The sequence below is a fragment of the Maribacter sp. genome (assembly GCF_039974175.1).
Lineage (GTDB): Bacteria > Bacteroidota > Bacteroidia > Flavobacteriales > Flavobacteriaceae > Maribacter_C.
On sequence record NZ_JBDWJN010000001.1, the window covers coordinates 46511 to 68848 of the forward strand.

At 39.1% G+C, this 22338-nt stretch carries 22 protein-coding genes; 9 read left to right on the top strand and 13 right to left on the bottom strand.

Annotated features, from left to right (window positions below):
- The first annotated feature begins 13 nt into the window (after window positions 1-13).
- From ABJN95_RS00205 to ABJN95_RS00215, 3 genes are all read left to right on the top strand, one after another.
- Window positions 14-616, top strand: coding sequence for a SprT-like domain-containing protein (locus tag ABJN95_RS00205; protein WP_348367963.1), 603 nt, complete (start codon window positions 14-16; stop codon window positions 614-616).
- 80 nt (window positions 617-696) lie between these two features.
- Window positions 697-1776, top strand: a complete 1080-nt coding sequence (locus ABJN95_RS00210) for a mannose-1-phosphate guanylyltransferase (RefSeq protein ID WP_348367964.1) — start codon at window positions 697-699, stop codon at window positions 1774-1776.
- Between the two features lie 2 nt (window positions 1777-1778).
- Window positions 1779-3248 carry a DUF389 domain-containing protein gene (locus ABJN95_RS00215; RefSeq protein ID WP_348367965.1) on the top strand — a complete coding sequence of 490 codons (1470 nt, stop codon included), beginning with the start codon at window positions 1779-1781 and terminating at the stop codon, window positions 3246-3248.
- Here ABJN95_RS00215 and ABJN95_RS00220 read toward each other — a convergent pair.
- Both ABJN95_RS00220 and ABJN95_RS00225 read right to left on the bottom strand, forming a co-directional pair.
- Entirely contained in the window at window positions 3245-4012 is a 768-nt protein-coding gene (locus ABJN95_RS00220) for an ATP-binding cassette domain-containing protein (protein ID WP_348367966.1), read from the bottom strand. The genes ABJN95_RS00215 and ABJN95_RS00220 overlap by 4 nt on opposite strands.
- On the bottom strand, window positions 4012-4749 hold the full coding sequence (locus tag ABJN95_RS00225) for an ABC transporter permease (protein WP_348367967.1): 738 nt from the start codon (window positions 4747-4749) through the stop codon (window positions 4012-4014). The genes ABJN95_RS00220 and ABJN95_RS00225 overlap by 1 nt, the downstream gene beginning before the upstream one ends.
- A gap of 112 nt (window positions 4750-4861) precedes the next feature.
- Between ABJN95_RS00225 and pafA the strand changes: the two genes are divergently transcribed.
- Together pafA and murI are read left to right on the top strand one after the other, a co-directional pair.
- Entirely contained in the window at window positions 4862-6532 is a 1671-nt protein-coding gene (gene pafA / locus ABJN95_RS00230) for an alkaline phosphatase PafA (protein ID WP_348367968.1), read from the top strand.
- Window positions 6533-6542: 10 nt separating this feature from the next.
- A complete protein-coding gene (gene murI, locus ABJN95_RS00235) occupies window positions 6543-7331 on the top strand; it encodes a glutamate racemase (protein ID WP_348367969.1) in 789 nt (262 codons plus the stop codon).
- Here murI and ABJN95_RS00240 read toward each other — a convergent pair.
- Window positions 7328-7828, bottom strand: coding sequence for a dihydrofolate reductase (locus ABJN95_RS00240; protein WP_348367970.1), 501 nt, complete (start codon window positions 7826-7828; stop codon window positions 7328-7330). The genes murI and ABJN95_RS00240 overlap by 4 nt on opposite strands.
- Window positions 7829-7916: 88 nt before the next feature.
- Entirely contained in the window at window positions 7917-8300 is a 384-nt protein-coding gene (locus ABJN95_RS00245) for a 2TM domain-containing protein (RefSeq protein ID WP_348367971.1), read from the bottom strand.
- A 54-nt stretch (window positions 8301-8354) separates the two neighbouring features.
- On the opposite strand from ABJN95_RS00245, the gene ABJN95_RS00250 reads away from it, so the two are divergent.
- Both ABJN95_RS00250 and ABJN95_RS00255 read left to right on the top strand, forming a co-directional pair.
- Complete coding sequence (locus tag ABJN95_RS00250; protein WP_348367972.1) at window positions 8355-9440, top strand: aminotransferase class V-fold PLP-dependent enzyme; 1086 nt, start codon at window positions 8355-8357, stop codon at window positions 9438-9440.
- A gap of 167 nt (window positions 9441-9607) precedes the next feature.
- Complete coding sequence (locus tag ABJN95_RS00255; protein ID WP_348367973.1) at window positions 9608-9907, top strand: isoamylase early set domain-containing protein; 300 nt, start codon at window positions 9608-9610, stop codon at window positions 9905-9907.
- A gap of 132 nt (window positions 9908-10039) precedes the next feature.
- Here the strand turns inward: ABJN95_RS00255 and ABJN95_RS00260 are convergent, their stop codons facing one another.
- The 9 genes from ABJN95_RS00260 to ABJN95_RS00300 form a co-directional block, all read right to left on the bottom strand.
- Complete coding sequence (locus ABJN95_RS00260) at window positions 10040-10321, bottom strand: DUF427 domain-containing protein (RefSeq protein ID WP_348367974.1); 282 nt, start codon at window positions 10319-10321, stop codon at window positions 10040-10042.
- A gap of 44 nt (window positions 10322-10365) precedes the next feature.
- Window positions 10366-11337, bottom strand: coding sequence for an L-histidine N(alpha)-methyltransferase (locus tag ABJN95_RS00265; protein WP_348367975.1), 972 nt, complete (start codon window positions 11335-11337; stop codon window positions 10366-10368).
- Window positions 11338-11386: 49 nt separating this feature from the next.
- The gene (gene egtB, locus ABJN95_RS00270; RefSeq protein WP_348367976.1) at window positions 11387-12547 is read right to left on the bottom strand and encodes an ergothioneine biosynthesis protein EgtB; all 1161 of its coding nucleotides are present in this window, start codon (window positions 12545-12547) and stop codon (window positions 11387-11389) included.
- Window positions 12548-12619: 72 nt separating this feature from the next.
- Window positions 12620-13441, bottom strand: a complete 822-nt coding sequence (locus ABJN95_RS00275; RefSeq protein ID WP_348367977.1) for an energy transducer TonB — start codon at window positions 13439-13441, stop codon at window positions 12620-12622.
- A 9-nt stretch (window positions 13442-13450) separates the two neighbouring features.
- Window positions 13451-14275, bottom strand: a complete 825-nt coding sequence (locus ABJN95_RS00280; RefSeq protein ID WP_348367978.1) for a thymidylate synthase — start codon at window positions 14273-14275, stop codon at window positions 13451-13453.
- 92 nt (window positions 14276-14367) lie between these two features.
- The gene (locus ABJN95_RS00285; RefSeq protein WP_348367979.1) at window positions 14368-15810 is read right to left on the bottom strand and encodes a nucleoside transporter C-terminal domain-containing protein; all 1443 of its coding nucleotides are present in this window, start codon (window positions 15808-15810) and stop codon (window positions 14368-14370) included.
- Window positions 15811-15833: 23 nt separating this feature from the next.
- Window positions 15834-16463 carry a bifunctional nuclease family protein gene (locus ABJN95_RS00290; RefSeq protein WP_348367980.1) on the bottom strand — a complete coding sequence of 210 codons (630 nt, stop codon included), beginning with the start codon at window positions 16461-16463 and terminating at the stop codon, window positions 15834-15836.
- Between the two features lie 92 nt (window positions 16464-16555).
- A complete protein-coding gene (locus ABJN95_RS00295) occupies window positions 16556-17524 on the bottom strand; it encodes an electron transfer flavoprotein subunit alpha/FixB family protein (protein WP_348367981.1) in 969 nt (322 codons plus the stop codon).
- 9 nt (window positions 17525-17533) lie between these two features.
- On the bottom strand, window positions 17534-18274 hold the full coding sequence (locus ABJN95_RS00300) for an electron transfer flavoprotein subunit beta/FixA family protein (protein WP_348367982.1): 741 nt from the start codon (window positions 18272-18274) through the stop codon (window positions 17534-17536).
- 256 nt (window positions 18275-18530) lie between these two features.
- On the opposite strand from ABJN95_RS00300, the gene ABJN95_RS00305 reads away from it, so the two are divergent.
- The gene (locus ABJN95_RS00305; protein WP_348367983.1) at window positions 18531-19508 is read left to right on the top strand and encodes a pyruvate dehydrogenase complex E1 component subunit beta; all 978 of its coding nucleotides are present in this window, start codon (window positions 18531-18533) and stop codon (window positions 19506-19508) included.
- 171 nt (window positions 19509-19679) lie between these two features.
- The gene (locus tag ABJN95_RS00310) at window positions 19680-22181 is read left to right on the top strand and encodes a DUF5686 family protein (protein WP_348367984.1); all 2502 of its coding nucleotides are present in this window, start codon (window positions 19680-19682) and stop codon (window positions 22179-22181) included.
- The last annotated feature ends 157 nt before the right edge of the window (window positions 22182-22338 follow it).

Sequence of the window (22338 nt, forward strand, 5' to 3'; positions counted from 1 at the left end):
ATTTTTGTGATGAATGGATGACATCCTAAAAAAATATTTGCCAGATCGTGCCGTTTCTGCTTGTTTAGAATTGATTCAAAACAGTGGTGTACATTTAAAAATTGTAAACGAAAGGGTTACGCGACATGGAGACTATCGTAGAATGCCAGATGGGAAGCATCAGATAACTGTAAATGCCAATTTGAACAAATATCGGTTTCTCATTACCCTGGTCCATGAGATTGCGCATCTCGTTGCCTTTGAAAAATACGGTAGACGTATCAAACCACACGGATTGGAATGGAAGCATACCTTTCAGCGTTTAATGTTACCGTTCATACGGCCAGAAGTATTTCCTTCCAAACTTTTACCACTTTTGGCAAAACACTTTAGAAATCCCAAGGCGAGTAGCAGTACCGATGCCCAGTTGTCGGTTGCCCTGAAAAGTTTCGATACACAACATAGCGATAAATCCTACGTTTTTGAATTACCTTTGGGAAGTATTTTTCGCTTGTACAATGGCAAATTGTATAAAAAAGGAAAGCGACGCGTGAAACGCTATGAGTGTTTTGAAGTGGCCACGGGTAAAATGTATTTGTTTCAACCCAATGCGGAGGTTGAATTGATAAAATGCTAAAAACAGATTAGAAAATAAAGACAAGGTGAAAATTTGAGATACGGAGCAACAGATATCTTCGTACTCGTAACAACGAACGTATGAATAAAAATTATTACGCAGTTTTAATGGCCGGTGGAGTAGGATCACGTTTTTGGCCGATAAGCACATCGAGTTACCCCAAGCAGTTTCACGACATGTTAGGTACAGGTGATACCCTGATTCAAAAGACCTTTAAACGTTTGAACAAATTTGTACCGACCGAGAATATATTAATTTTGACCAACGAGCGCTACAACGAATTGGTTTTAGAACAACTGCCTTTGGTCAAACAAGAACAGGTGGTTTTAGAACCAGCAATGCGCAATACAGCGCCTTGTATACTATACGCTGCAATGAAGATTCAGAAGATGAATCCCGACGGGGTGATGATCGTTGCTCCCAGTGATCATTGGATTGAAGATGAAGAAGCCTTTGCTACTGATGTGACCACATGTTTTGAGAAATGCTCAAATGAAGAAGTGCTTTGTACTTTGGGAATAAAACCCTCTTTCCCCAATACTGGTTTTGGATACATAGAGTTTGAAAAAGACGGTGGCCCAAGACTCAAAAAGGTACATCAGTTCCGCGAAAAACCAGACTATGAAACGGCGAAAGAATTTCTCGCACAAGGCAATTTTCTGTGGAATGCAGGCATTTTTATGTGGAGTGTAAAAACCATTGTCAATGCTTTTAAAAATTTTCAAAAAGAACAGTACGATTTGTTCGATTCGGGAATGTCATGTTACAATACAAATGATGAAGCTGCCTTTATAAAAGAACATTATCCGAAGGCCGAGAATATTTCTATTGATTATGCCATTCTAGAAAACTCGAAGTCCATTTTCGTGCTTCCCGCCACGTTTGATTGGAACGACTTAGGCACTTGGGGGTCGCTATATGACAAAATGAATGGAGGCATTGACGACAATGCTGTAGTGGGGGCGCAAGTTTTGGCTCAAGATGCTTCCGGAAACATGATACGTGCTCCAAAAGGCAAGGTTGTGGTCGTTGATGGATTAAATGACTATATTATTGTAGATAAAGAAGAAGTACTTCTAATTTATCCGAAAACGAAAGAACAAGATATCAAACAAGTCCTGAATAGCGTAAAAGAAAAGTTCGGGGATCAATATGCTTAAGTATGAGCGAAAACCTAGACCAAGAAGACCAAAATCACTTAGATGAGCCGATTGAAAGTAAGGAAGAGATAAAAAAAGACTTTCAAGGCCTATTGGGGAGTACTAAAAAGTTCCTTTCAGAACTATTGGATATTCGTAAGAATACCGATCAAGAAGCAACCAAAGAGGCCATAATCGCTGATATTCCGTTCAAAGGGCACACTTCTTGGATTTTAATCTGTTCTATTTTTATAGCTTCTGTTGGGCTAAACGCAAACTCTACCGCGGTTGTGATCGGTGCGATGCTTATTTCTCCGCTAATGGGACCGATTTTAGGCATGGGCATGTCATTGGCAATTAATGATATTGATACCCTGCGAAGATCGCTCAAGAATTTGGCGGTAATGGTTGTTTTAAGTGTTCTGACAGCATTCCTATTTTTTTATATTTTTCCCTTGCAAGAGGAGTCTTCTGAACTTTTAGCGAGAACCAAACCAGATATTCGTGATGTTTTGATTGCATTTTTCGGAGGGCTGGCATTGGTAATTGCTAGGGCAAAAAAAGGCACCATTGCAACTGTCATCTTCGGGGTTGCCATTGCAACGGCCTTAATGCCTCCTTTGTGTACCGTAGGTTTCGGGCTGGCCATTGGCAACTGGAACTACGCTGGTGGGGCAATGTTGCTATTTGGAATAAATACAATCTTTATCGGACTTGCAACTTTTCTGGTGTTGAAAATACTCCGCTTTCCGATGGTACGCTATGCAAATTCTCAAAGACGAAGACTAATTGCACGCCTAGTTTCACTCACAGCATTAGCAGTTATGATACCGGCAGGATATATCTTTTGGGGCGTTTACAAAGAATTTCGATTTAAGAGCGATGCTAAAACATTCATTCAACAACATGTAGAATCGTATAAGTTCACCAAAGACGGTCGTTTCTTAGACAATTTAACCGACGTGGAATATGCCAACGGTAGTGCTCCGTCGATCGAATTGGTATTCATGGGGAATGAGCGCGTGCCTGATGGTGTTGTGGCAACTTGGGAAGCCGGAATGCAAGAATTTGCGAATTTAGAAAAGTGTGACCTAAAGATTATACAAGGTTCTCAAAATGATCAGGTGAATCAACTAAAATATGTTGATGAATTATACCAATCACAGAAAAGCGAACTGTTGGGGAAAGACGAAAAAATTCGCTTGCTCGAATCTGAGTTAAACAAGATAAAAAAGTCGGTATCGAAGCAAATTCCGTTTCAAGAAATTAGTGCTGAAGCAAAAGCCAATTATGAGAACTTAATTGAATTAGAGTATGACAATGCTATTCGCACTGATTTCAGTAAGGTAGATACGTTGACCATTTTTCAGGCAAAATGGAAGCGAAATGCGAGACGTGCGCAAATTGTTAACGACACCAAAAAACTACATAGTTGGCTAAAACTACGACTGAAAGATAGTACGATTCAGTTGAAAGAGATAGTTCAAGATTAATTCCGTTCCTCAATATACATTTGCCGCACTTTCTTAAAGAGTTCAGAAGAATACACAAAGTTGGTAACCGCTTCATTCTCGGTTTTAAAGATTTCATGTTTAGTGCCTTCCCATTCTTTGAGTCCGTCTTTAAGGAAAATAATTTTTTCGCCGATTTCCATCACAGAGTTCATGTCATGGGTATTGATGACCGTGGTAATATTGTATTCCTCGGTGATTTCTTTGATAAGGTTATCAATGACAATGGCTGTTCTAGGATCTAATCCTGAATTGGGTTCGTCACAGAACAAGTACTGAGGGTTCATGACAATAGCTCTTGCGATAGCAACCCTTTTCTGCATACCTCCCGAAATTTCAGAAGGATATTTGTGATGCGCGTCAACAAGGTTAACCCTTTTTAAAACAATGTCTGCCCGATCTTCCATTTCAGATTTGGCTAATTTGGTAAACATTTCAAGAGGGAACATTACATTGCCGGCCACAGTCATACCATCGAAGAGTGCACTTCCCTGAAAGACCATGCCCATATCTTGCTTAAGGGCCATCTGTTCTTGTACTGAAAGTTCCGAGTACTTTTGTCCGTCGTAACAAATACTTCCCTCCGTAGGTTTGAATAGGCCCAATAAACATTTGAGAAACACCGTCTTTCCCGAGCCACTTTGTCCTATGATAAGGTTCGTCTTTCCGGTATCAAAAGTGGTGGTGATACCCTTTAAAACATGGGCATCATCAAAAGATTTGTGCAAGTTATCTACTTCAATCATTAAGCTAGTAATAGTTGTGTTAGAACATAGTTCGAAATAATGATAACCACGCTCGTCCATACAAACGAGGTTGTGCTTGCTTTTCCCACCTCTAAGGCCCCACCTTTCATATAGAAGCCGTGAAAGGAAGGAATGGTGGCCAAAAGAAAGGCAAATACAAAGGTTTTAATAAAGGAATAGGTAACATGAAATGGAATAAAATCCATAGTTACGCCTTCAACAAAATCTGCACTGGTAATAAAGCCGCCAAACACCCCTGCAAACCAGCCTCCAAAAATACCCACATACATAGAGACCGCTATGATGAACGGATATAGCATCATGGCCACGATTTTTGGAAATACCAGATAGTTCAAAGCGTTAACACCCATAACATCAAGTGCATCTATTTGTTCGGTAACACGCATCGTGCCAATGCTGGAGGTGATAAAAGAGCCAACTTTTCCAGCCATAATTACAGAACAAAAGGTAGGTGCGAACTCCAAAATAATGGATTGACGTGTAGCGAAGCCAATCAAGTTCTTTGGTATTAATTCGTTGGTAAGATTCATTGCAGTTTGTATGGAAACTACTGCACCAATAAAAAAGGAAATAAAGACGATTATACCCAGAGAACCGAAGATGAGCTCATCGATCTCTTTCAGAATCAAATTCTTCATAATTCTCCATTTGGTTGGCTTTTTGAACAAATCGATTACCATTATCGCATAGCCACCAATATCAGCTAAATACTTCATCAAATGAATTTAGACATCTTGATGTAAAAATAAGAATAAAACATTCTCTTAACTGTGATTTAGATTTTAAAAGGGTATTTTATTTACTTTTACGCTTTCAATAAACAGCATTATGCGTAAGAGAAATTTACGACTGGTCGTCGTACTGATTTTAATGGTTTTTGGAGTATTTGATAGCGCTGCACAAAAAAAGTCAAAAGATGAATCTGGCACCAATCTGAAGACTTCTCCTAAATTAGTAGTAGGTATTGTTGTTGATCAGATGCGATACGATTATCTGACCCGATTCTGGAATCATTATGATGAAGGCGGTTTTAAGCGTTTGGTGAATGAAGGGTATAATTGTAAGAACAATCACTTCAACTATGCGCCTACAAGCACTGGCCCAGGGCATACTTCTGTTTATACGGGTGCTGCGCCTGCAACTCATGGTGTGATCGGCAATGATTGGTATGACAAGGAAACCGGGCTCAGTGTTTACTGTGCTTCAGACGATAGTTACGAATCTGTAGGAACCGCTACCGATGCCGGAAAAATGTCTCCACATAGAATGAACGTAACGACGATTACCGATGAGTTGCGGTTACATACACAAATGCGCGGAAAGACGATTGCAATTGCGTTAAAAGACAGGGGAGCAGTGCTGCCTGGTGGGCATACAGCAAACGCCGCCTATTGGTTTCAAGGAGCGGATGAAGGCAATTGGATCACAAGTACCTATTATATGAAAGAGCTTCCGAAGTGGGTAAATGATTTCAATACCTCTGATGCTGTTGAAAAGTACAAAAAACCCTGGAATACAACTAAGCCTATCAATACCTATATGGAAAGCGGCAGTGATAACAATAGGTATGAGGGGCTGTTTGAGACAGAAACTTCACCAACCTTTCCGCATAGTACACCCAATCTTTTAAACAAGAAAAAAGATTTCGAGATCATAAAATATACCCCATATGGTAATAGTTTGACTACAGAGTTTGCACTTGCTGCGATAGTTGGTGAGGATTTAGGAAGTGATGCAGTGACCGATTTTTTAGCTATTAGTTATTCAAGTACAGATTATATAGGGCATAAGTATGGGGTGAATTCTAAGGAAGTGCAGGATACATATATTCAACTAGATGCTGATCTCGAAAAATTGCTTACTACCTTAGATAAAAAAGTGGGAAAAGACGAGTATACTGTATTTCTTACCGCTGATCATGGTGCCATTGATGTACCAGCATATCTAAGTGATCAGAAAATTCCGGCTGATTACTTTGCTTATGATTCAATTGCGCCCAAGTTTAATGCTTTTTTGCAGTACAAATTTGGTACGGCTAATGTGGTTAAAAGCTTCTCGAACTACCAGTTTTTCTTAGATCATAAAGTGGTTAAAAACTTAGATATTGAAATAGCCAAGGCACAAGAAATAATTGCTGATGAGTTGTTGAATTACGAGGGAATTGATCGAGTTTACACAGGGCATCAGATGATGCAAAACAATTACACCAAGGGCATACCTTATATTCTGCAGAATGGATACAATCAGAAACGTTCAGGTGATGTTTTAGTCGTGCTTAAACCAGGAGTTATCAGTTATCCAAGAACAGGTTCTACGCATGGTTCACCACAAATTTACGATACGCATGTACCTTTATTGTTTTATGGAAAAGGCATTCAAAAGGGAAGCACCGTGATGCGAACAGAAATTCCCGATATTGCGCCTACGATTGCTGCCCTTCTTGGCATTGCATTTCCAAATGGTACTACTGGCGAACCCATCGTTAAGGTACTTGAATAAGTAAGATTGCATGAACGATAGTCCTATTGGTATTTTTGACTCGGGTGTTGGAGGAACTTCCATCTGGAAGGAAATTAAAACCCTTATGCCCCATGAGAACACCGTTTACTTGGCCGATAGTAGGTATGCGCCTTACGGAGAAAAACCCGAAGAGCGAATTCTACAATTAAGTATCAAGAATACAGAACTCTTACTATCAAAAGGATGTAAGTTGATTGTGGTAGCTTGTAATACGGCTACCACAAATGCAATTGCCCATCTTCGGAAGTATTATAAAGTGCCCTTCATCGGAATAGAACCTGCCATTAAACCGGCTGCATTGCAATCGCAATCAAAAAAAATAGGTGTTTTAGCTACCAAAGGTACCTTATCAAGTAGCCTTTTTCACAGTACTTCAGAAAACCATGCCAATGGAATTCAGATTTTGGAACAAGAAGGAACGGGTTTGGTTCCTTTAATCGAACAAGGAATGGTGAAGTCAGCTAAAACCAAAGAACTGCTTATAAAGTATCTTGAACCCATGTTAGCAGAGGGCATTGACTATTTGGTTTTAGGATGTACCCATTATCCATACCTGATTCCGGTCTTAAAGGAAATACTTCCAGAAAAGATCAGAATCGTTGATTCAGGCGAGGCGGTTGCACGCCAAACCAAAGCCATACTAGAAAAAAACGGGCTGCGAAACACCGCTAAAGAAATAGGTAGGCATCAGTTTTATACCAATGCTGATATTGCTATTTTAAGAAGTTTTTTAAATAGAGAACAGTCAAATATCGAAACGGCATTTCTCGACTTTTAAGGGCGTCTGCGAACATAGGTCAAATAGGTAAAATCATATTTGTGTTTCTCATCCCTTGGGTGATATTCTTCATCAATAAGTTCCCAATCGTTTAAATCAATTTCAGGAAAAAAAGTATCTGCTTCAAACGCCTTATGCACTCGAGTGAGTTCAATTTTGTTTGCAAATTTTTCACCTTGCCTGTAGATTTCGCCTCCGCCAATGATATAGGAGACTGCGTCATTTTCAACCAGCTTCAAAGCAGCTTCAATAGAATGAACCACGATACATTCGTCAAATTCAACAGTATAGTTCTTGTCTCTTGTAATGACAATATGAGTACGCTCAGGTAGTGGTTTTGGAAAGCTTTCAAAAGTTTTACGACCCATAATGATTTTATGGCCCGTGGTCAGTTTTTTAAAACGTTTAAAATCATCGGGTAAGTGCCACAACAAATCGTTGTCTTTGCCCAACGCATTGTTTTTTGAAGCCGCAGCGATCAGAATAATGGTATTCACAGTATTTCAAGTGTTTTGGTTTGTATTAGTACAAAAAACAGACCAATTTGATTTGCTGGTAAAGCCATGGTCTGGATTTAAAGTAAACTTACTCCTTTTTATTGATTCGGGATAATGGAAAATCGGTATCGATTTCTTTTTGCATTTCCGCAATTCTTGCTCTTTGCTTTGCAACTAATTTTTCACGTTGTGAACGTTCCCAGGCCTTGCCCATAAATCTTTGGGTTATCAATATGTTGAAAGCATGAAGTATGAACAAAAAAGCCCAAAATGTGATGGCCCAAATAAACCAATCATAGGTAGCACCGAACTTAAGTACTTTGTTAATCAGCACAAGAAATACGCTTCCTATTAAAAAAATAACTAAATGGGCAAAAAGCCTCTTCTTTTGTTTGACGCGCCTTTGCGCCGTTTCGAGTAGTTCGTGCTGCTCAAGATCTATAACAGCCTGATTTTTATTTTTGGAGAGCATTCTATTGGCTAACTTTACGTACTAAAGATACCACAAAACACTTTTATCCTCTTTATGGAAAATATTCGAAACCAATTCCCCATTCTTCGACAATATATTTATGCAAATACGCCTGTTTTTGGGCCCTTTTACGATGATTTATTAGAGTGGCGCCAAGAACATGATCTCGATTTTTTGTTGAAGGGGAGTGGTATGAGAAATAGAACCCTTGAGATCCTATCCGACACGAGAACGGCTGTAGGAAAGTTTTTTGATGCTAAACGACCGAACGTAGCGTTGGTAAATAATTTTTCTACTGCCTTGAATATGCTTTTAGATGGGTTAGATAAAAGTCAAAAAGTACTTTTATTGGAAAATGACTACCCTTCGGTTAATTGGCCGTTTGCTAGTAGAGGTTTTCCAATATCATATGCAAAAATCGACCAGCATTTGGAAACCAACATTCGAGAAGCGGTTGAAAGGGAAAATATTTCAATTCTTGCCCTAAGTGTTGTACAATGGCAAAATGGGATTAAAATAGACCTCGATTTTTTAAAGAATTTAAAACATGATCACCCGAACTTGTTCATCGTAGCAGACGGCACGCAGTTTTTAGGCAGCACGAATTTCAGTTTTGAAAACTCCGCCATTGATCTAATCGGGGCGAGTGCCTACAAATGGTTGTTAGCAGGCTATGGTAGTGGATTTATGCTTTTCAAGGATTCAGTTAAGGAACGATGCGACATACGAACGATAGGCTTTAATGCTGCCAATGGCGTTATAGAAAACAAAGGAAACATTCGCTTTGCCAAGCGATTTGAACCGGGGCATCTAGCATGTCTCAATTTTGGCAGTCTAAGATTTTCTTTGTATTTTCTTGAGGGTATTGGAAAGGATAAAATTGAGACTCAAAACGAAAAATTATCCCAGAAAGCAAAAAGAGAATTTACCGAACTCGGACTTTTACAAGATGCTGTAGTCTTTAGAAAGCATCACAGCACTATTTTCAATATCAAAGGTGACGACACCTTATTCCAACATTTAACCGAAAACGACGTGGTTTGTGCCCAAAGGGGCGACGGTATTCGGTTGGGTTTTCATTTTTACAACACCGAAAGAGATCTTGATGCTATTGTAGGAATCTTAAAAGCAAGAGGATAGCATTTACTTACTTAAGAATTTAAGCCTTCCTTTTTTATGGAGGAGGTGTTAATTGTTACCTAAATATTACGAAATTGATAAAAGTGACTTTAGTCATTGTAAATGAGCAGTTTAATGCTTTAGATTTGCAGTTAATTTAAAGGAATTTAGGTTTAAAATTTAATATTATGGCAATAGCAAAACAGTATTTAAAAACAAAGCCGGTTTGTAAAGTAACTTTTACGGTACCAGCAGAAGAAGCAAAAAAAGTAGCAGTAGTTGGTGATTTCAATAACTGGAAAGCAAACAAGGCTAGCTCTTTGAAAAAATTGAAAAACGGTACTTTCAAAGGCACTTTTGATTTGCCAAAAGAAAATGCTTACGAGTTTAAGTATATTATTGATGGCAATTACGTAAATGAAACTGAAGCAGATCGTTACCAATGGAACGATTATGCAGGTTCTGAGAATGCAGTCTTAGAATTGTAGTCAGTAACTGAAAAACAAAAAGCCGGTATGCAGTTTGCATTCCGGCTTTTTTGTTTTTCGGCATTGCTTCGTCGCTTTTGAAAGGGGAGTTAAATTAAACGCGCTGCGGGCTTCTCGCATAGAAGATTATTTTTACTTCTCTACTTTTACCCCTTTCCAAAAGGCTACCCTACCTTTAATACCTTTGGCCAATTCACTTACTTCAGGGTAGTACCAAGCTGCATCGGCGTTTTCTTGACCGTCGACTACCAGCGTGTAGTAGTGTGCTTGACCCTTCCATGGGCAAGTTGAATGCGTTTCTGAACCCTTGAAAAATTCTTTTTTAATGCTATCTGCAGGAAAATAATGGTTGTTTTCTACGATGACGGTATCATCACTTTCCGCTATCACTGTGTTATTCCAAATTGCTTTCATAAGTCTATTATTTTAGTTTATTCCTGTTCGGAAGTGAATACTTATTATACTGTTCTAAAAACGTAGTTTTTATATTGATTTTTCGAATCGGTGAATTGTGTAACTATTTGCAGGTCTGATTTTTCGGCAAGCCATTCTATTGTTCTATGATCATACTTTTGGGAGATTTCAGTATGAATAGTTTCCCATGGAGCAAAGTTGATTTTGAGACCCAATTTTGCTACGGTAACGGACTGTTGTTCTTTGGATACCAAGTAACTTTTGGCAGTGCCCGTTTCGGGGTCATAAACTTCCCAATGTAAAAATTTATCTAAGTCAAAGTTTCCGCCCAATTCAGAATTGATTCTAGCGAGAATGTTTTTGTTGAAGGCAGCAGTAATTCCTGTTTGGTCGTTATAAGCATCCAATATAGTCTGTGGATCTTTCTTTTGGTCAAAACCTACAAAAAACAAATCGTCATCGCCCATGAGTTTTTGTACTTGAGATAAAAATTCAATAGCCTGTAGATGCAACAAATTTCCAATGTTAGACCCTAAAAACAAGATAATCTTTTTGTCATTTGTTAGTGACGCGATTTCGTTTAAGGCTTCAAAATAAGTACCCTGTTGGGTTTCGACTACAACCTCAGGTATTTCAATTTTCAGGGAACGCGATAATTGGTCTAAAACATGCTGACTGATATCGATAGGAAGGTAGTTGAAATCTATTTTGTTATCAATCAGGTTTTGCAACAGAATTTTGGTTTTCTTACCATCGCCAGCGCCAAGTTCAATAAGATTAAAGTGTTTTTCATCTTTTGAAAAAAGTCGGGTTATTTCGTCAGTATGTGTTGAAAGGATATCAAATTCAGCATCGGTAAGATAATATTCAGGCATGTTCATGATATCCTGAAAAAGTTTATCTCCCTTTTCATCATAAAAGTACTTGGAAGAGAGGTGTTTTGGATAATCAGTCAGTCCAATATGCACTTCTTCTTCGAACTGTGTATCAAATAAGGTCTCTGTTTGTTCTTGCATAAAGAATATGTCGTTCTTTGGGGTGAAACTATACGTTGTGAAATGAAATTTATTTTACCAATCTTAGTCCGGTAAACTGCCAGCGTAAATCGGTTTGGAAAAAATTGCGATAGCTAGGTCGTGTATGTTTGGTCGGAGTTGCAACCGAGCCCCCGCGAAGTACCTTTTGATTGACCATGAATTTGCCATTGTATTCACCCAAGGCACCTTCCGCTTTTTGGTAGTTTGGGTAGGGCAGATAAGCACTTTCTGTCCATTCCCAGCGTTTGCCCCAAGGAAAATAGTTTTGGGCTGCTTCCCACTCAAACTCCGTTGGTAGTCTGCAGCCTTTCCATTGGGCGAAAGCAAAGGCTTCAAAATAAGAAATGTGGGTCACAGGCGCATTTAAATCTACTTTTTGGAGTCCCCCAAAGGAGTAATAATACCATTCTCCGTCAATGTTATGCCAATATTGTGGGGCTACAACTTTATGGGTCAAAACCCAATCCCAACCCTCCGCATGCCAAAGGTTGAATTTTGCGTAACCGCCTGCTGAAATGAAATCTAAATATTCGTTATTGGTAATTAGTTTGTTCGATATTGCAAAGGGATGTAAATAGACTTTATGCCTTCCCAATTCATTATCATAGCAGAAGTCACTGGAATCATGTCCAATTTCGTAAATACCCTCTTCTAGAGCTATCCATTCCTGATCATGTTCTTCTATAGGATGTTCTTCAATGGTTGCAGAATAGGCCGGAAGCAAAGGGTTGTTTCCTAAAATATATTTGATATCAGTAAGTAATAGTTCTTGATGTTGCTTTTCATGGTGAATGCCGATTTCAAGTAAATCAAGTAATTCTTGATTTTGATTTTCTGAGAACAAAATCTTCATTGCCGAAGTCACATAATACCGGTAGTCATATACCTTCTGAACGGAAGGCCTAGAAAGATTGCCACGGTCAGATCGCACCACGCGTTTGCCTACAGTTTCGTAGTAGCTATTAAAAACAAAGGAAAAATCTTCATCGAAAATCTGATAGTCTTCTGCATAAGGCTTAAGGATAAATTCCTCAAAAAACCAGGTGGTATGTCCCAAATGCCATTTGGGCGGAGAAACATCAACGACGGGCTGAACCACATAATCTTCAATTTCTAAAGGGGTGCAAATGTCTTCGGTCTGTTTTCTAGTCTCAAGGAAGAAGTCCAAGAGGGAATCGGTAAGAATCATAAAAAACAATTTTCCTCTAAGATACGGAAATTGATTCCTGAGCTTTTAATTCTGATAAATCTTAACTTAATTTTATTGTAACCTAAAGGTAATAGGAATGGCAAAAGGAATCTTAACAGGTTCGCCATTTGACAATGCAGGACCAAATTTTGGAAGTAATTTAATGATGCGAATAGCCTCTTCTTCGAGCAATTTATGTGGACCTCTGGTTCGAATGTTTTCAATATTACCTTCTTCGTTTATTTTAAACATAATACTGACGCGACCTTGCAATTCTCGTTCATGCGCTTCTTGAGGGTATCTAAAGTTTGTGGCGATATGCTTTTGCATAAGTTTTTGAAAGCATGCTCTGGCTTTGCTATCATCTCCTCTTTTACAACCTGGAAATTGTGGTACTTCTGCAATGATACCTCCGGTATATGCTGTATCTGGTTTTTCTATTGGGGTAAGCTGAATAGCAGTTGTTGATTTATCGACCAAGAAGTAAAATAACAACTTATGTGATGATACATAGGGTTTTGGCTTTTTGTATAGTACTTCCATTTGTGGAAGACCTTTGGTAATAGCTCTTAGTTGGCCTTCATAGTCATTTCGTAAGAGTGAATCGTTGATGTAGGTAAAATCTCTTCCCTCTAAGAGCTTCCCTTTTTTGTCAACTTCAAAAACCACTTGGGCTATTAAGGTATCTTTCGAGAATTTATTTTGTGCAATTGCCTCATTGAGTAATGATACAAGTTTTAATGATATGTTTTGCCTTAAGCAACTGTTTGGGTCAGCTGTGTTTTTGCAATCTGGATGAATAACTTGTTCTTGAGGAAAATACATAGATTCTTCTTTCTGTTGGGAATATCCAATCTGGAAAAGAAGTAATAACAGGGGTAGAATGAATTTCATGAACATAGGCTAAACCGCTACAACACCTTTAATATGAGGGTGAGGGTCATAATTCATCAACTTAAAATCTTCAAATTTAAAATCAAAGATGTCTTTTACTTCAGGATTGATAACCATTTTTGGTAGCGGTCTACATTCACGACTCAATTGGAGTTCCACCTGCTCCATATGATTGTTATAGATATGGGCATCACCGAAAGTATGAATGAATTCACCTGCCTCATAACCACAAACTTGGGCTATCATCATGGTAAACAAAGCGTACGAAGCAATATTAAAAGGAACACCCAAAAAGATATCAGCACTGCGTTGATACAGCTGACAAGATAGTTTGCCATCGGCAACATAAAATTGGAAAAAAGCATGACAGGGGGGTAAAGCTACCTTCCCGTTTGCGATGTTTTCGGCGAAAGATTTTGAAGTGTCGGGCAATACGCTTGGGTTCCAGGCAGATACCATAATGCGTCTACTATTGGGGTTATTCTTTAACGCCTGTATAACATCTTTGATCTGGTCGATTTCATCATTGTTCCAGTTGCGCCATTGATGTCCGTATACAGGGCCCAAATCTCCATTTTCATCCGCCCATTCATTCCATATACGTACGCCGTTTTCCTGAAGATATTTGACATTGGTATCTCCTTTTAGAAACCACAATAGTTCATAGACGATAGATTTCAAATGCAACTTTTTAGTGGTCACCATTGGGAATCCTTCACTTAGGTCAAAACGCATTTGGTGACCGAAAACGCTCATGGTTCCTGTTCCTGTACGGTCGCCTTTTTGATTTCCGTTGGCTAATACGTGTTTAAGAAGGTCATGGTATTGTTTCATAGGGGATAAAGGTAAAAGGTAAATGGGAAAAGGTCAAAGGTCATTTGCTTTGAGTTATTATATTTTATTAACCACCTAATTTCTACCCTATTTTATCCTAGAATCATTCCGGCTATAGTCGCCGAGAGTAGTGATGCTAGCGAACCACCTAAAACAGCTTTCATACCAAATTCGGAGAGGGTTTTGCGCTGGCCCGGTGCGAGTGAGCCAATACCTCCTATTTGAATCCCGATGGAAGCAAAGTTTGCAAACCCGCAGAGCATATAGGTGGCCATGATTACAGATTTGTTATAGGTAAAATGCGCAGCACTTGTAATGTTCTTTAATTCCGCCAATTGAATATAGCCTACAAATTCACTCGCCGCTAGTTTAATTCCTAGTAACTGCCCCATAAGCATGACGTCTTCGTTAGCTACACCAATAAGCCACATCAAGGGGGCAAAAATAGTGCCCAAAATGGCCTCTAAGGAAAGCTTGTCATACATACTGTTCGCCGCGATCATCTCATTTAGACCTGACAAGTCACCAATCCAACCAAAAATTCCATTAAACATGGCGATAAATGCAACGAATACCAACAGCATCGCGCCTACATTCACGGCTAATTTTAATCCTTCTGTAGTTCCTTTTGCGATAGCATCAAGAAAGTTTGCTCCAATTTTTTCTGAGGCAACCTTCACATCTGTTTCTATTGATTCCGTTTGTGGATATAATATTTTGGTAACTACAATGGCTCCTGGAGCGGCCATCACCGAAGCTGCTAACAAGTGTTTTGCAAATTGCAAACGCAATACCGGGTCATCTCCACCAAGAAAACCGATGTAGGCCGCAAGTACAGCCCCTGCAACTGTAGCCATTCCACCCACCATAACAAGTAATATCTCAGACCTGTTCATTTTTTCTAGATACGGTTTTATTAAAAGAGGGGCTTCTGTCTGACCGAGAAAGATATTTCCAGCGATACTCAGACTTTCTGCACCGGAGATCTGAAGGGCTTTCGAAAGAAGCCATGCCAGTGCCCTAACTACTTTTTGAATAATACCTAAATAAAAAAGTACCGAGGTCAAAGCTGAGAAAAAAACGATGGTAGGAAGCACCTGAAAAGCAAAGATGTATCCGAAGGTATTCATGTCGGCTACTAAACCCTCGAAAAGGAATTGACTTCCCGCTCTAGTAAAATCTAGAATACTTACAAATACTTTTCCTATACCTTCAAAAATTGCCTGGATAAATGGAACTTTTAAAACTCCTATAGCAATTAACAATTGAATTCCAAGACCAATTCCAACGGTTTTCCAATTAATAGCTTTTCGATTTGAACTAAAGAGAAAAGCAATGAGAATAAGCACTCCCATTCCCAAAACACCGCGCCAAAGGCTACTTATTGAAAACCCCTCATTCGGAATTATCTCTTCAACATCATTGATGACTGTAGTTTCTAATTGGGGTACTACCTCAAGGGGAATACTATCTTGGGCAATAGCCGGAAAACAAACGCATAAGGCAAGCAGAAGAATCCATAATCGGGTTTTCATAAAATACTTGCTTGGTGGTTAGTTTAGTTTCTTTTGGAGATCTCGTCTCTGAGTTTAGCTGCTTTTTCGTAGTCTTCGTTTGCCACGGCTTTATCGAGCTCTTTATTGAGTTCATCAATAGTTAGTTCAGTATAGCCATCTGTTGCACCCTGCTCGATTTCGACCGTTTCGCCCTCTTGCAAAATTTCATCGACCATAATACTGTCATCACTTTCGTCTTTATCCTTCTCCTTAGACGAGAACTTCAAGAAAATGCCCGCCTTGTCTAAAATGGTCTTATAGGTGAAAATGGGAGCGTTAAAACGTAAAGCTAGTGCTATGGCGTCACTTGTACGCGCATCGATTATTTCTTCAATTTTATCACGCTCGCAAATTATGCTCGAATAAAAAACCCCATCAACCAATTTGTGAATAATAACTTGTTTAATGACAATATCAAATCGGTCAGAAAAGTTTTTGAACAAATCATGGGTTAATGGTCGTGGGGGCTTGATTTCCTTTTCCAAGGCGATTGCAATAGACTGTGCCTCAAAAGCGCCAATCACAATGGGAAGTTTTCGATCTCCATCGACTTCATTCAAAATAAGGGCGTAAGCCCCATTCTGTGTTTGGCTATAGGATATTCCTTTTATTTTTAACCGTACTAAACTCATAAATGTTTCAAACTAAGAAGGGCTGTTCAAACAAAAAGGGATGACCAATTAGTTTGAACAGCCCTTCTTTGATAAGGGCAAATTAACAAAATTTAAGCGTTTTGTGCTTTAAATTCCTTTAATTTTTCGATAAGCTGTGGTATAACTTCGAAAGCATCACCAACAATACCATAATCGGCTGCTTTAAAGAAGGGAGCCTCCGGATCAGTATTGATGACCACTTTTGTTTTCGAAGAGCTAACGCCAGCCAAATGTTGTATCGCACCGGAAATTCCGATAGCGATATACAAGTTGCTGGCTACTGGTTTTCCGGTTTGCCCTACATGCTCTCCATGCGGCCTCCATCCTAAATCTGAAACGGGTTTAGAACATGCAGTAGCTGCACCTAGTACATCTGCTAATTCTTCTATCATTCCCCAGTTTTCAGGACCTTTAAGACCCCTTCCTCCAGAAACAACGATATCGGCATCGGCAATAGTAGCTTTTCCAACTACTTTGTCAACTTCCACTGATTGTGTAGAAAAATCTGAATCACTTAGCGTAGGGCTATAATCTGTTACGGCCGCAGCGGCCGCATTTTCATGTGCTCCAAAGGCGTTGTTGGAAACACCGATAATTTTAATATCCGTACTGATTTCAGTGTGGGCGAAACCCTTGTTGCTAAAAGCAGTTCTCTTAACCATAAACGGACTCGTACTTTCTGGTGCCGCCACTACATTTGGTACGTAACCAGCTTTTAATTTCCCGGCTACCAATGGAGCAAGAAATTTAGTATCGGTACTTGAACTTACGATTATTGTGGTCGCACTTTCTTGTACAACGGCTTCGCTAATGGCATTTGCAAATGCCTTGGCGTTGAAGGTATTTAATCGATCATTAGAAACATTCAAAACCTTGGTAACCCCATAATTTCCAAGGCTTTCATTCTCTGAAGCATTGAATGAAATCGCGGTTACCGAAGTACCTAATTGGTCTGCCACTGCTTTTGCATAGGAAGCAACTTCAAAAGCGTTCTTTTTGAATTTTCCGTTTTCCGATTCTGTATATACTAGTACTGACATAATTCTTTGTTAGATTGCTTTTGCTTCGTTATGAAGAAGGTTAACTAAATCATCTACGTTATCGACCAATTTCACAGCTCCTTTGGCAGCTGGCTTTTCAAACTTGGTGTCTTGGGTACCTTTTACGGCATCAACTGGTTCAATTACATTTAAAGTTTTCTTTCTGGCCATCATAATACCGCGCATATTAGGTATTCTAAGATCACTTTCCTCAACCAAACCTTTTTGTCCGCCGATAACCAGGGGCAAACCGGTTGCAATTTTTTCCTTTCCTCCATCAATTTCTCGCATGGCGGTTGCATTGTTTCCATCAACTTCTAGACTGATACAAGTGTTTACAAAGTTCATATCGAGTAAGGTAGCCAAAATACCTGGTACCATTCCGCCATTGTAATCAATAGATTCACGACCCGCTATCACCAAATCATACCCTCCGCTTTTTACAACTTCAGCCAGTTGTTGGGCAACGAAGAATCCGTCAGTCGGTTCTGCATTTACACGAATAGCTTCATCAGCACCGATTGCTAAAGCTTTTCTGATGGTAGGTTCTGTAGAAGGCCCTCCAACGTTGGCAACGTGTACGGTTGCACCTTGTTTTTCCTTGAACCACATGGCTCTGGTTAAACCGAATTCATCATTCGGATTGATTACAAATTGTACCCCATTGGTGTCGAACTTTGTATCACCGTCGGTAAAATTTATTTTCGATGTGGTATCTGGCACATTACTTATGCATACTAATATCTTCATTTAATGCTTGTTTATTTTATTCGAAAAGGATAATTGAAGTTCGCTGTTTCTTTTTAGGCAAACACCTAAATTTACCATAGCTCAATTCGTTCGTTTTTCATCTTTTAAATGACCGCGCTAAGATAGGTATTAATTTCTGAATTTACTATGCATGCATAGTATTTTTTGTAACTTTTTTTGATTTCTACTAGCAGATTTTTGAGATATAATTTCCTATTTTTGCATGCGTTTTTAGTACAAACAAGAAACAGCTTATATGAAGACACTACAATTCCGTGAGGCCGTTTGTGAGGCAATGTCAGAAGAAATGAGAAGAGACGAGTCCATTTATTTAATGGGTGAGGAAGTTGCCGAATACAATGGGGCTTACAAAGCTTCAAAGGGTATGTTAGATGAGTTCGGGGCCAAAAGAGTAATAGATACTCCAATATCTGAGCTCGGTTTTGCTGGTATCGGCGTAGGTTCTACTATGACAGGCAACCGACCCATCATAGAATTCATGACCTTCAACTTTGCGTTGGTAGGAATCGACCAGATAATTAACAATGCTGCTAAAATTCGCCAAATGTCTGGCGGACAATTTCCTTGCCCGATTGTATTTAGAGGGCCAACTGCTTCAGCTGGTCAATTGGCGGCGACCCATTCACAGGCTTTTGAAAGCTGGTACGCTAACTGCCCCGGATTGAAGGTTGTAGTGCCATCAAATCCTGCGGATGCCAAAGGCTTATTAAAATCGGCTATACGCGATGACGATCCAGTAATTTTTATGGAATCTGAACAGATGTATGGCGATAAAGGGGAGGTTCCTGAGGGGGAATATACAATTCCTCTTGGGGTAGCAGATATCCGAAGAGCGGGAAGTGATGTTACTATTGTTTCCTTTGGTAAAATTATAAAGGAAGCTGATAAGGCTGCCGATGAATTAGAAAAAGAAGGCATTAGCTGTGAAATTATCGATTTACGTACGGTTAAGCCGATGGACTATGAGGCAATACTAAACTCTGTAAAGAAAACAAACAGATTGGTGATCTTAGAAGAGGCCTGGCCCTTCGGCAATGTAGCTACCGAGATAACCTATCACGTTCAACAACATGCTTTTGATTATTTAGATGCACCCATACAGAAAATAAACACAGCCGATACGCCCGCTCCGTACTCTCCTGTTTTGCTTGCGGAATGGTTGCCAAATCATAAAGATGTCATAAACGCTGTTAATAAAGTGTTATATAAATAAGACAACAAGTTTTGTAACGATACATTTGCTTCGTCGACCAAGGGTAGGCGAAGCTTTTTAATTTTAAAGTATAAGGGCTCTCCATGCAACTGTTTTTAAAACCTACTGTATTTAAGTAGTAAATAGTGGTACGTTATTTGTTAAAGCAGTATGGAGAACATGAAAAACCACATGAAGTATTTTCTTTTTAGCCTAGCGGTATTCTTTGCTATAATCACCCAGGCGCAAACCAAAGTGGGCGGTATGATCGTAGACCAAGTCGGTGAACCCGTCGCTTTTGCAAATGTCATATTCAAAGATTCTAATGAAGGAACGATTACCAATGACAATGGTCGATTCTATATGGAATCAGACAGTTCATACCAAACCCTCGTCATTTCTTTTATCGGTTATGAGGATCAAGAAATTGCCTTGACTTCGAAGGTGACTTATAATATGAAAATTACGATGGTCGAGGCAACAGAGCAGTTGCAGGGCGTTACCGTAATTTCAGGGAAGCAATCTAAAAAGAACAATCCTGCCGTTGATATTTTAAAGAAAATTTGGGCCAAAAAACGCATTAATGGCCTGCGAAGATTTGATCAGTATGCCTATGACAAGTATGAGAAGGTTGAATTTGACCTAAATACCATAGATAGTGCCTTGATGAAGCGCAAGATTTTCAAAGGCTTGGAATTCATATTTCAAGACTTAGATACCTCACGGATTACGGGAAAAACGTATCTCCCTATTTTCTTAAATGAAACATTTTCAAAGGTACATGGTGATAATATCCTTAATGCAGAAAAGGAAGACATATTAGGAAATAAAAATTCAGGTTTTGATAACAATCAGGCCATCATTGCTTTTGTAGCCGATTTATATCAAGAATACGATATCTATGATAATTACCTGAAGTTTTTTGATAAGAGTTTTACCAGCCCATTATCTAGAACAGGGGTAGATACCTATAACTATGCCTTGCGCGATAGCGCGTATATTGATAATAAATGGTGTTACAATATTGTGTATTATCCTCGCCGAAAAAACGAATTGACCTTCAAAGGAGATTTTTGGGTAAACGATTCTACCTACGCGATCAAAAATATCAATTTAGAGGTTACTAAAAGTGCCAATATCAACTGGGTAAAGGAAATTTATATTGAGCAAGAATTTGATGTGGTCAACGATTCTGTTTTCCTTTTAAAGCGTGACTATATGCTGAGTGATTTCAGTTTTCAAAAAAAGGAAAAATCAAGGGGGGTTTACGGAAAAAGAACAACCGTTTTTGACAATTATATCTTTGATGAAGAGAAGCCCAAGGAATTTTATAAGGCCGATAAAAACCCTTTTGACCCAAATGCAGTTGTACAGCAAGATGCCTTTTGGGAAAAGAATCGATTAGAGGGCTTAAACAAAGATGAAGCGGGTATTTACAAACTCTTAGATACGTTGAAAACTGTTCCTAAATTTAAATCGTATTACAATTTGGTCAGTATTTTAGGATCGGGCTATGTTGAAATTGATAAATGGGATATGGATATCGGTTCTGTATATGATGTCTACGGATTTAATCAGGCAGAAGGACACCGCATTCGACTAGGTGCAAGAACGTACAGAGGTGAAAATGACCTATGGCGCTTAGAAGGTTATGCTGCCTATGGCTTTAGAGATCATAAGTTTAAACACGGTCTATCGGGTAAATTTTTGTTGGATAGAAAAAGCAGATTGATCCTATCTGGAGGAAATCGAAGAGATATAGAACAATTGGGAGTTAGCCTAACGGCCACCAACGATGTTTTGGGTAGAAGTATCGCATCTTCCTCACTGTTAACGGTGGGTGCTAACAATAGACTAACGAATATCAACCTAAGTGCGGCCAGTCTTGAAATAGAACCTATAACCAATTTAAGAATTGGTGTAGGGGGTACTTTTCGAACCTTAAGCTCCGCGCTTCCAGATGATTTTAGTTTAGATTATATCGATGCGAATGCTCCAAACGGAATTTCATCTGAAATCCGTCAGTTTGATTTTAATGCCTTATTAATTTACACCCCAGGCAAAAAAACAATCGGGTATGGCGTTGAGCGAAGAGGAATCAATGATAATTACAGTACGCTATTGTTAAAATATACTAAGGGAATTGAAGGAATTTGGGAAAGTGACTTCAACTATAGCAAATTGCAGTTTTCCTATGGCCAACCATGGCAGGTAGGTGGATTTGGAAGACTTTATAGCACCCTTGAAGTTGGAAAAACCTTTGGTGACGTGCCCTTAGGGTTGCTCAATGTGATACCGGGGAATCAAACGATTTTCTCGAATTACGGAACCTTTACCAATCTTGATTTCTATGAATTCGTAAGTGATACCTATGCATCGCTGCATTTACAACACAATTTTAATGGCCGCCTATTTTCAAGAATTCCATTCTTGCGTAAGTTGAATCTCCGAGAGGTCGTTGCGCTACGTGGAGTATGGGGTCAGTTGTCCGATTCTAATATTGCTTTGAGTGCGCCGGCAGCTGTAAATACACCTTTGCAGGCACCTTCTGATAAAATATACTACGAATATTCTGTGGGCGTAGGCAACATATTTAGAATATTGCGCATCGATTTTAATTTTAGGGGGAATTATTTAGATAGCCCAAATGCGAGACCTTTTGGTGTAACCGGAACTTTCGGATTTAGTTTTTAATTATTTCTATGAAGCTGCTGGTGAATAACTAACGGCAAAAATCTTTGCTCAATTTTAGATAGTGAAAAAGAGCAATAAAAAAGATTTTGGTCTTAGGCCTAGCTACCAAGTGGTCTTGCATCGTAAAGTGCAGTGCCCCTATTATTAACCTAGACTT